At 64.9% G+C, this 8,869-nt stretch carries 11 protein-coding genes and 3 pseudogenes; 9 read left to right on the forward strand and 5 right to left on the reverse strand.

Features of this window, described 5'->3' with window-relative positions:
• Positions 1-52 precede the first annotated feature (52 nt).
• Genes ACIBI9_RS67435 through ACIBI9_RS67455 form a run of 5 tightly spaced genes read left to right on the forward strand, consistent with a single transcriptional unit; the run spans position 53 to position 3,977 of the window.
• On the forward strand, positions 53-592 hold the full coding sequence (locus ACIBI9_RS67435) for an ADP-ribosylglycohydrolase family protein (protein ID WP_397239538.1): 540 nt from the start codon (positions 53-55) through the stop codon (positions 590-592).
• Positions 593-626: 34 nt separating this feature from the next.
• Positions 627-1,145, forward strand: a complete 519-nt coding sequence (locus tag ACIBI9_RS67440; RefSeq protein ID WP_397239540.1) for a MauE/DoxX family redox-associated membrane protein — start codon at positions 627-629, stop codon at positions 1,143-1,145.
• A gap of 14 nt (positions 1,146-1,159) precedes the next feature.
• The gene (locus ACIBI9_RS67445) at positions 1,160-1,663 is read left to right on the forward strand and encodes a TlpA disulfide reductase family protein (RefSeq protein ID WP_397239542.1); all 504 of its coding nucleotides are present in this window, start codon (positions 1,160-1,162) and stop codon (positions 1,661-1,663) included.
• Complete coding sequence (locus ACIBI9_RS67450; protein ID WP_397239544.1) at positions 1,660-3,471, forward strand: ABC transporter ATP-binding protein; 1,812 nt, start codon at positions 1,660-1,662, stop codon at positions 3,469-3,471. The genes ACIBI9_RS67445 and ACIBI9_RS67450 overlap by 4 nt, the downstream gene beginning before the upstream one ends.
• Positions 3,468-3,977: a S26 family signal peptidase gene (locus ACIBI9_RS67455; RefSeq protein ID WP_397239546.1), complete on the forward strand. Its 510-nt coding sequence runs from the start codon at positions 3,468-3,470 to the stop codon at positions 3,975-3,977. The genes ACIBI9_RS67450 and ACIBI9_RS67455 overlap by 4 nt, the downstream gene beginning before the upstream one ends.
• A gap of 445 nt (positions 3,978-4,422) precedes the next feature.
• Here ACIBI9_RS67455 and ACIBI9_RS67460 read toward each other — a convergent pair whose 3' ends face one another.
• On the reverse strand, positions 4,423-5,199 hold the full coding sequence (locus tag ACIBI9_RS67460) for a BTAD domain-containing putative transcriptional regulator (RefSeq protein ID WP_397239548.1): 777 nt from the start codon (positions 5,197-5,199) through the stop codon (positions 4,423-4,425).
• Between the two features lie 386 nt (positions 5,200-5,585).
• Between ACIBI9_RS67460 and ACIBI9_RS67465 the strand changes: the two are divergent.
• Positions 5,586-5,861 (forward strand): annotated as a pseudogene (locus ACIBI9_RS67465) (asparagine synthase-related protein); the annotation flags it as partial.
• On the opposite strand, the gene ACIBI9_RS67470 reads toward ACIBI9_RS67465, so the two are convergent.
• The 4 genes and pseudogenes from ACIBI9_RS67470 to ACIBI9_RS67485 form a co-directional block, all read right to left on the reverse strand.
• Complete coding sequence (locus ACIBI9_RS67470) at positions 5,773-6,192, reverse strand: integrase core domain-containing protein (RefSeq protein ID WP_397239550.1); 420 nt, start codon at positions 6,190-6,192, stop codon at positions 5,773-5,775. The pseudogene ACIBI9_RS67465 and the gene ACIBI9_RS67470 sit on opposite strands and share 89 nt — an antisense overlap.
• Before the next feature lie 45 nt (positions 6,193-6,237).
• Positions 6,238-6,375: a hypothetical protein gene (locus ACIBI9_RS67475; protein ID WP_397239552.1), complete on the reverse strand. Its 138-nt coding sequence runs from the start codon at positions 6,373-6,375 to the stop codon at positions 6,238-6,240.
• A 520-nt stretch (positions 6,376-6,895) separates the two neighbouring features.
• Positions 6,896-7,279, reverse strand: coding sequence for a hypothetical protein (locus ACIBI9_RS67480; RefSeq protein WP_397239554.1), 384 nt, complete (start codon positions 7,277-7,279; stop codon positions 6,896-6,898).
• A 186-nt stretch (positions 7,280-7,465) separates the two neighbouring features.
• Positions 7,466-7,690 (reverse strand): annotated as a pseudogene (locus tag ACIBI9_RS67485) (IS982 family transposase); the annotation flags it as partial.
• Here ACIBI9_RS67485 and ACIBI9_RS67490 point away from each other — a divergent pair.
• From ACIBI9_RS67490 to ACIBI9_RS67500, 3 genes and pseudogenes are all read left to right on the forward strand, one after another.
• Positions 7,644-7,880: pseudogene (locus ACIBI9_RS67490) on the forward strand (tyrosine-type recombinase/integrase); the annotation flags it as partial. The pseudogenes ACIBI9_RS67485 and ACIBI9_RS67490 overlap by 47 nt on opposite strands.
• A gap of 166 nt (positions 7,881-8,046) precedes the next feature.
• The gene (locus ACIBI9_RS67495; protein WP_397239556.1) at positions 8,047-8,343 is read left to right on the forward strand and encodes a tyrosine-type recombinase/integrase; all 297 of its coding nucleotides are present in this window, start codon (positions 8,047-8,049) and stop codon (positions 8,341-8,343) included.
• Positions 8,344-8,541: 198 nt separating this feature from the next.
• Positions 8,542-8,748: a hypothetical protein gene (locus ACIBI9_RS67500; protein ID WP_397239558.1), complete on the forward strand. Its 207-nt coding sequence runs from the start codon at positions 8,542-8,544 to the stop codon at positions 8,746-8,748.
• Positions 8,749-8,869: the final 121 nt, after the last annotated feature.

Raw genomic sequence — 8,869 nt, forward strand, 5'->3', positions numbered from 1 at the left:
GTCCGGCACCAGCCTGGCGGGGTCTTCCTTGTCGTCCATATAGACAGCGCGAATGTCGCCTACGTGGACACCTTCAGCGTCGTCCTACACCCGGCACATCGCCGCCCTCACCCACGGCGACCCGGCGGCATGGGAAGGCACCGCAATCTTCCACGACCTGATACGTATCGCCCTGAACGGCGCGGACCCCTTAGACGAGCTCTCACAGACCCTCACCGCTGTCCAACCCGACCATCGTCAACGCTACTCCGCCGTCCTCGCAGCCGACTGGCATCCCGACCACGCCACCGAGTTCAACGGCGCCGTCTGGCCCTGTCTCGGCTCAGCCGTCTGGGCACTGCGCACCACCCACAGCTATGAAGATGCCATCCGCGCCGCCATCGACCTCGGCGGCGACACCGACACAGTCGCCGCGGTCACCGGCGGCCTGGCCGGAGCCATATACGGGCCGGCAGCAATACCAGCCAACTGGACCGAACCCTTACACGTTCCGCTCCCGGGAAGCGGCGGGCGAACCCTGCGCCTGCCCCACCTGCTCAATCTTGCTCGCGACCTCGCAGAGCGCCGGCGTACAGCGCTACCGGCGCGCTAGCACTGGGCTAGCGGGCCGGAAGAGCATGTAGGGCATGTCGCACGTGCTGGTGGCGAGTCAAGTCCTGCTCGCCACGGTCTTCGTCATCTCCGCGTACTCGAAGCTGCGCAGCCGTACCGCACTACGGTCTTTCGCCGCCACCCTGCGATTGCTGCCCGGCCCGGCCCGGTTCCCGGCTGCCACGGCAACGGTGGCCATGGAAGTTGTTGCCGCGGCCACCTTGATCGTGCTTCCGCACACGGGGCTGGCCGCCGGCGGGATGCTGTTGATCGCGTTCTCCACGTGGATCGCCGTTTCCCTTCGCCGGGAGCGGCGCGAGCCATGCCAGTGCTTCGGCGTGTCCGCGACTCCGCTCGGCCCGGTGCATCTGGTCCGCAACGGGCTGCTGCTCCTCGTTGTCGTGCTGGGTTGGGTGGCGCTGATGTTTCCCGGCGGCCCGGTCACCGTGGCCGGTCTCGCCCTGGCAGTGCCGGTTGGGTTGGTCGGCGCCATCCTCTTGATCGTCTTCGACGATATCGCCGATCTGTTCATGGAAGTCTCGGGGAGTTCGTGATGCCGTATCTCATCGTGGCCGTCGTCCTGGTCGGCGTGCTGTGCATGCTGAATCTCCTGCTGACGGTGGGAGTGATCCGCCGGCTGCGGAGGCAGGCCGCGTCAGCGCCGTTCTTGTCCCCCATGGCGGAAGGGCTCGCCATCGGGGAGAAGATGCCGGCGTTCGCCGCCACCACCACCGATGGCGAGCCGATCTCCGATGAGCTGCTCGATGGGTCCGCCCTCATCGGTTTCTTCTCTCCGTCCTGCGAGCCCTGCAGGGAACTGATGCCGCGCTTCATCGACCATGCCCGCCAAACCTCGGGCACCGTGCTCGCCATCGTCGTCGCCGACAGCGACAAGGAGGCCGCCGCCGACGTCGAACGCCTCGCCGAGGTGGCGCGTGTAGTGGTCGAGGCACCTCGGGACGCCATTCAGAGCGCCTTCAAGGTCGCCGCCTATCCGGCCCTCTTCCTGATCGGTGCGGAGGGCAGGGTCACCGACAACGATCCCACGCTGCTCGCCACGGTCAGCGCATGATCAGAACGGCAAAGGTGGCCGCGGGGGTCGCCCTTCGCGCGGCCCCGGGATTGATGGCGGTCTACGTCCTGGTGATGCTCGCTGAGGCGATCGCGCCGATCGCGGCGGCGTGGCTGACCAAACTGGTGGTCGACTCCCTGGCGGGACAGGGATCGGCGGCCGAGCTCAGTACCCTCGCGGTGGGTCTGGCCGCCGCGGGCGTCCTGATGACGGTATTGCCCCAGCTCGTGCAGTACCTCAACAGCGAGATGGGCAGGTTGTTCACCGCTCGGACCACTGCACAACTGTTCTCCGCGACGCTGCGGTTCGCCGGGTTACGACGGTTTGAGGACCCCAACTTCCACGACCGGCTGCGGTTGGCGAAGAACAGCCTTTCGACGGGGCAGGAAGTCGTCACGGGATCCCTTGGGGTGGTGAGCGCGGCGATCACGCTGACCGGGATGGTCGGCTCCCTTCTGGTGATCAGTCCGGTTCTCACCGGGATCGTCCTGGCAACCGGGGTTCCTGCGCTGGTGGCGCAGTTGCGGCTGTCGCGTCGTCGCGCCTCGATGATGTGGGACATCGGCCCTGCAGAACGACGCCAGATGTTCTACGGCGATCTGCTCACCACGGTTGCGGCGGCAAAGGAGATCCGTCTGTTCAACAGCGGTCGTTTCCTGCAAGGCCGCATGATGACCGAGTTGCGCACGTCCAACGCCGCACGCCGCCGGATGGACATCAAGGAACTGTCCGTCGAGAGCCTGCTGACGCTGCTGGGCGCGGTGGTCGCGGGCGGTGGGCTGATCTGGGCCGTCACCTCCGCCGGCTCCGGTGCGCTGAGCGTCGGCGACGTGACCCTGCTGATCGCCGCCATCGGCGCGGTCCAGGCCGCCCTCAACGGGCTGATCATCGGTATCGCCGCTCTCCACCAGGATCTGCTCATGTTCGACCATTACGTGGCTGTGACCTCGGCGGAGCCCGACCTCCCCATTCCCGCCGAGCCTGCGCGACTGCCCCGGCTGAGGGACGGCATCCAGCTGACCGACGTGTGGTTCCGCTACAGCGAGGATCACCCGTGGATCTTGCGTGGCCTGAACCTGTTCATTCCGGCTGCCTCGTCGGTCGCCGTCGTCGGTCTGAACGGTGCCGGCAAGTCCACGTTGGTCAAGCTCCTGTGCCGGTTCTACGATCCGCAGCACGGGAGCATCACGTGGGATGGCGTCGACATCCGTGACGTGCACCCCGATGATCTGCGGCACCGCATCGCCGGGGTGTTCCAGGACCATATGGCCTACGACATGTCCGCAGCCGACAACGTGTCCATCGGCTTCGTCCCCGCCCGTGAGGACGAAACCCGGATCCGTGGGGCCGCGTACGAAGCCGGGATCGACGACAAGCTCTCCTCCCTCCCTCGCGGGTACGACACCCTGCTCACGCGGACGTTCTTCGGCGAGGAGGACAAGGACGACCCCGACACGGGTGTCGTGCTCAGCGGCGGGCAGTGGCAGCGCACGGCCTTGGCCCGCGCCATGTTCCGCGGCCACCGCGACCTCGTGATCCTCGACGAGCCCTCCGCCGGACTGGACCCGGAGGCCGAGGCCGACGTGCACGCTCGGACCCGACGCCGGCGCCACGGCGCTACCAGCCTGCTCATCTCTCACCGGCTCAACACCGTGCGCGACGCCGACCTCATCATCGTTCTGGAGCACGGGACCATCCGTGAAGCCGGAACGCATCACGCCCTCATGGCCGCCCGCGGCCCCTACGCGCGGCTCTTCACCCTTCAGGCGAGCGGGTACCGCGAGCCGGAGGAGGCGGTGGCCCTGTGACGTGGGTGCTCCTCGTCGTGAGCTGCGCGATCGCGGCTATGGCCTTGTCGATCGTACGGCTGCGCGCGACCTATTCCGTGATCCGGGTCGATGGCAACAGCATGGCCCCCACGCTGATCGACGGCGATCGGCTCCTGGCCCGGCGCGTGGCCCCGGCGGCCCTGCGAAGCGGCCATATCGCCGTGGTGCTCAGCCCGCTGACGATGGATGGCCCGTTCCTCATCAAGCGCATCGCCGCGTTACCCGGCGATCCCGTCCCCCAGTCGGTGCGGCCACTCGTCCCCGATGCCCGTGTACCCGCCGGACAACTCATTCTGATCGGCGACAACACCGACGCGAGCTTCGACTCCCGCGAACACGGTTACTTCCCCATCGCCGATATCCACGCCATCACCATTCGAAAGCTAACCTCTGCCAGAGATCCCAGCAGGACGGAGAGCGAGCCAGTACGAGAATTTTCCCCCAGAAATCGAATCGGCAACAAAGAAATGGAACAAACGAAGTGATACGGTTCATCGAAAATATCGGCGATCGTCTTCTCGCGCTGGTCGTTCCAGAACACCGCGCTGCGGCGGACGAGTGCCAAACGCAATATCGCTGCGGTCCGTACGCCTGTACCAAATACATGGATCACAAGGTCAGGAAGCAGATGAGAACCGTCTGCCGGGTGTCCGGTATACAGCCGTGGCGGAACACACCTTATTGCTGCTACATTTAATTACCGGCTGGGCTCTGGGGTGCCTGGAGACGGGCGCGTAGGTATGTCATCAGGGCGCCAGGCCCTCAGTCCGGATCCACGGCGTGAACGTGGGAGCTAGCAAGCGAGGGCGCCCCTTGGGCTGGGAGGATGGGAGTTCTTGATGCTTTCATCCGCCGCTCCAAGGGGCCCTTCGTAATAATCAGGGGTCGGGCAATTGCCGCAGCCGGGGAAATGCCCGCGCCCTGTGCCGGTCAGATCTGACGCCGGCCGCCCGAGAGGATCAGACTGCCAGGGTGCCCGTGAAGGATGTCCTGATAAAGCCGCTGCACTTCGGCGTTCGGCTGAATGCCGAGTTCCTGATCGAGGACCCGGTAAAGCCGCCGATATGCGGCGAGGGCTTCCATGCGACGGCCTCCGGCGTTCAGGGCTCGCATCAACGTGGCCCACAAGGTCTCCCTGAACGGCTGGGCGGCGATGAATTGCTCCAGTTCGGGGACGACGTGGATGTTGAGGCCGAGCCGCAACTCCGCCTCAAGACACATCTCATAGGCGTTCAGGCGAACCTCTTCCATTCGGCGGCGTTCCTGGCGGACGACCTCGACGTCCACATCGGCCAGCAACGGTCCGCGCCACATCCCGAGCGCACCTCGCAGGCACTCGGCTGCCATGCTCGGGTCCCCCGTGTTCGAGGCTTCGACGCCGGCGGTGGTCAGTTGCGCGAATGTCCCAAGGTCGACAACGCCGTCCGGCACGGCCAACAGGTATCCGGAACCTTCGGTTCGGAGCTCGACGCCTCTCGCGGTGAGCGGGGCGATCGCCCGCCGTAGACGATAGACATATGTCTGCAGGCTCGTCTTCGCCGTGGCAGGTGGACCGGCCGGCCACAATTCCGACGTGAGAAGGTCGAAGGTGACCATCCGGTTCGATCTCAGCAGAAGCATGGCCAAGATGGCCCGCTGCTTGGCAGCCTGAACAGGGATCTCTCCCGCGGAGTCCACCACCCGCAACGGCCCCAGCAACGAGAACATCCATTCGCCTCCAAGCGTTTCGAGCGCGTAAGGGACGGCGCAGCCGTACCTGGTCGACGCGTGATGGCCGGGGACCGCGCGGTACATGTACACCGGCCGCCCGTGCCGCAAAACTGGCGCGGACTACACTAGGTCGAGCCGGTATGTAGTAGGTATGCCGGATCTTTGAAGTCAAACTTCTCGGTCCTAAGCGCGGACTTAATGTCAGCGATCCGGTGTGGAGCGCGGATCCAATATCGGTGGCCGGGGCTGCCGCTGGTGTTGTGCGTGCAGAAGTTCGCGGATGCCGCAGGTCAGCGTCACCACGCCAGTGCCGCTGCCGTTGTCGGCGCGAGGCTGTCGAGGGTGGTCACTGCCTGTTCCTGTGACGGGCTGTCGAATACGCGTGGAGCATCCCGCCTGCCATGAAAGCAGTCGGCGGCATGGAAAAGGGTGCCCTGCGGCGGGCGGTGGCCGACCTGCTGCCCGCCAAGATCGTCTGGCGACCTAAGAGCGGGTGCCCGGCAACGCTCGTGGCCACCTATCACGAGGCGTTATGGACCCTGCTCCTGCCGAAAACTACATCCATGCAGCTCAAGCTGCGTGTGAATGCTCGTGGAGAACGCCGCCGAGTCGGTCTCTTCGGCGTATGTCCAAAGCGGCGATGCGCCCTGGATCTTTGATCAGATCCGGGACGTCGCGTAGCGGGGCCGCTTGATCAAGGGCTTGGTGGGCGCGGTGCTGGTTGTAGAACCGTTCGTACTCGCGAAGAGCGTGACGCAGATGGTGTTCGTTCCACAGGAGGCAGCGATCGAGGAGTTCGCGGCGGCAGGACTGCACCCATCGCTCCATGATCGAGTTCATACGTGGCATCCGAATCTCGGTGAGCACGGTCTGGATGCCGGCCTCGGCGAGGATTACGTTTATGAGGACTGGGAACTTCCCATCCCGGTCTCGGATGAGATAGCGCGCCCGGCAGCCCGTATCCTCCAGGTCCATCACCAGGTTCTTCATCGCCTGGATGACCCAGTTCGCGCTCGGGTGTGTGGTGTCGGGAACTCAGACGCGCCTGGTGGCGTGCTCTATGACCGCCAGGATGTACTGGCGCTGCCCGTTCAAGGTGATGGTCTCGATGAAATCGCAAGCCGGCAGGGCGTCGGCTTGCGAGCGCAGGAAGTCGGCCCACGTGGTGGACACCCGCTCGGGCGCCGGATCAAGTCCCTCCTGCTTGAGGATCTCCCAAACCGTCGACGCAGCAGATCGCGACGCCAGCGCAGGACGGTATCCGGGTTGACGAGAAGCCGTAGCCAGCGCACGACCTCGCGCGGCAGCGATGCCAAGAGGGCGGCAAGGAACGCCCGATCCTCCAGAGCGAGTCCTACCTTGATGCCAGCGCCGAGCTGCCGTTCAAGCACGGTGATCTGAGGACGCAGAGCAAGTATCTCAACGTCCTTGTCCCGATCGCTTATCGGCAGCAGCCCCTGTGCGGCCATGGCGTTCGTGACGGTCAAGTAGGCCAGGCAAAGGAGCACGGCCGATCATCATGCCGCACCCGCCCTCCTCCCCTTGGCGGTCGGAACTCGCGCATGCCAGGCGAAGCTCTCACAGGGGCATCACCTGGGAGGATGAATAATCGGCAGGCGCAGTCTTGCGTGGATGAGACGCGGGCCGGCTCCCCCGCGCGCCTGCACGGCGTGCGAGGGAACCGGGAGGTTGGTCAGGTGGTGATTGTCCTGCTCCCGCGACCCACCCACGTGCCGCGCTCGCCCCAGTACGACTTGGCGGTCACAGTGAGGCCGGTGTTCTCCGAGTAGCCGTTCAGGTAGATGCACGAGCCGCCCGAGTGGCCGTAGTAGTCGTTCTTGTCCGTGAAGGTGACCGACCTACCGCCGCCGGTGGGAGTAATCGTCGCTGTAACCTGGCGGGCGCCCTCGGAGTCGTACGCCCGCACGCAGAACTTGTTCGTGCTGTCGCTATAGGAGATGACGCCGTCGCTAAAGGTCCACGAGAGGTCACTCGCCATCGCCGGCTGCGCCATCGCAACACTTGATGCGACCAAGGCAGCGCCGACCACAGCGGCCTTGAGCAGATTTTTCATCATGATTTCCTTCCGTCCGGACGGATCCTGATACCGCCCGAAACGGAGCCTGCGTCAAGGCCGAGTCCGACGAAAGGCGTCCTGAGCACAGTTCGCCGACTGGTCGCGCACACGTTGATCGCCAGCCGCCGGTTCGCCGAAAATCTAGCCGCCGACCAGCGGCGCCCTAGACGAGTAGATCCAATGTGATCAGTGGTCGAAGGCGATCAATGAGCGAGTGACGGGTGCACCTATCTGGTTGTTGTGCCAGATGCCAGCGGCCATCGCCAGCACTCGCTGGGCCACTCGGATTACGACGCCCTCGAAGGTGCGCCCGCCGTGTTGTTCCAGGTCGAGCTGCCCTTTGAGGGTGTCGTTGACCGACTCGATGAGCTGGCGGACCTTCTTGAGCATCGGCTCGCCGAATCGCTGTTTCCTCGACACCGCTCGCGACCATCGTCTGTTCGCCTTCTTCCACCTGGCCGCCTACACGGGCGCCAGGCGCGGTGAACTGCTCAACCTCCGCTGGACCGACATCGATTGGGACAAGCCCCAAATCCACATCACCGGCTCCGCGGCGGTGATCGACCGCCAGCGCGTCGAGGGCACCACCAAGAGCGGACGTTCCCGCGTGGTGTCCCTCGACGCCGGCACAGTCAGGGTTCTCAGGGCCCACCGCGCCCATCAGGACGAGGAACGCCTCAAGCTCGGCGAATCATGGAAGGGCGGCGGCGCCTACGTGTTCACGACCGGCTGGGGAGACCCTCTCTTCCCCGACACGCCGAGTTCTCATGCCCAAGCTCATCGAGGCCCACAACAAGCAGAACCCCAAGGCCCAACTCCCCCACGTCCGCCTACACGACCTCCGCCATATCCACGCCACAACGCTGCTCCTGGCGGGCGTCCCGGTCCACGTCGTCGCGGCCCGCCTCGGCCACGCCGACCCAGCGATCACGCTGCGGGTCTACGCCCACGTCATCACCGAGCAGGCCGCCACCGCCGCCGATATCTTCGCGGCAGCCATGGAGACGGAGCGGGCTGGGCATCCTCAAAATGTCGGAGCTGCGCTCCACGGTAACCATCCATGACAATCATGACGCCACGCGAGCAGAGACGCTTACTCCAGAAATGTGACTGCACGCACTGCTTCTACTGCGACATCGAACTCGGACGACACGAACACGATCACTACCCAATTCCCAAAGTCAGCGGGTGGCACGGAGACAGTTCCCACCTGTTCCGACTGCCACGATCTCAAAGATCGCATCCCCTCGTACAAGTGGGATGTGCTGACTTCCTACCTCGCGTTCAAGGAGCTGCTGGAGGGCTACGACCCGCGCAGATTCCTGGACACACCCGCGGATCTAAGGCGAGCCGTCCTCCAGGAGGATCCCTTCTTCGCAGAGGAGAACGTCCGGCAACGCTGGAAGTCCCTCTCACCCATGGCACGGCTCTTCTACACGAAGATGCTCGCACATGTCCTGAGCAAGTGAGGACTCTGACCAATCGACGTCCCAGAGCGGTAGCTGTCAAACTGTTTGAGACGTTTCAGGCGACTTGTTCTGTATCGGAGCTCATTTCCTCCTTGGCGGGTTCGTTGATCCAGACGGCGGT

The sequence above is a fragment of the Nonomuraea sp. NPDC050451 genome (assembly GCF_044458585.1).

Bases quoted from the DNA above. Each gene is read 5' to 3' on its own strand.
- ACIBI9_RS67470 (WP_397239550.1), bottom strand. From the start codon at position 6,192: ATGAAGAACCTGGTGATGGACCTGGAGGATACGGGCTGCCGGGCGCGC.
- ACIBI9_RS67480 (WP_397239554.1), bottom strand. From the start codon at position 7,279: ATGATGAAAAATCTGCTCAAGGCCGCTGTGGTCGGCGCTGCCTTGGTC.
- ACIBI9_RS67495 (WP_397239556.1), top strand. From the start codon at position 8,047: ATGCCCAAGCTCATCGAGGCCCACAACAAGCAGAACCCCAAGGCCCAA.
- ACIBI9_RS67460 (WP_397239548.1), bottom strand. From the start codon at position 5,199: ATGTTCTCGTTGCTGGGGCCGTTGCGGGTGGTGGACTCCGCGGGAGAG.
- ACIBI9_RS67435 (WP_397239538.1), top strand. From the start codon at position 53: ATGTCGCCTACGTGGACACCTTCAGCGTCGTCCTACACCCGGCACATC.
- ACIBI9_RS67450 (WP_397239544.1), top strand. From the start codon at position 1,660: ATGATCAGAACGGCAAAGGTGGCCGCGGGGGTCGCCCTTCGCGCGGCC.
- ACIBI9_RS67440 (WP_397239540.1), top strand. From the start codon at position 627: ATGTCGCACGTGCTGGTGGCGAGTCAAGTCCTGCTCGCCACGGTCTTC.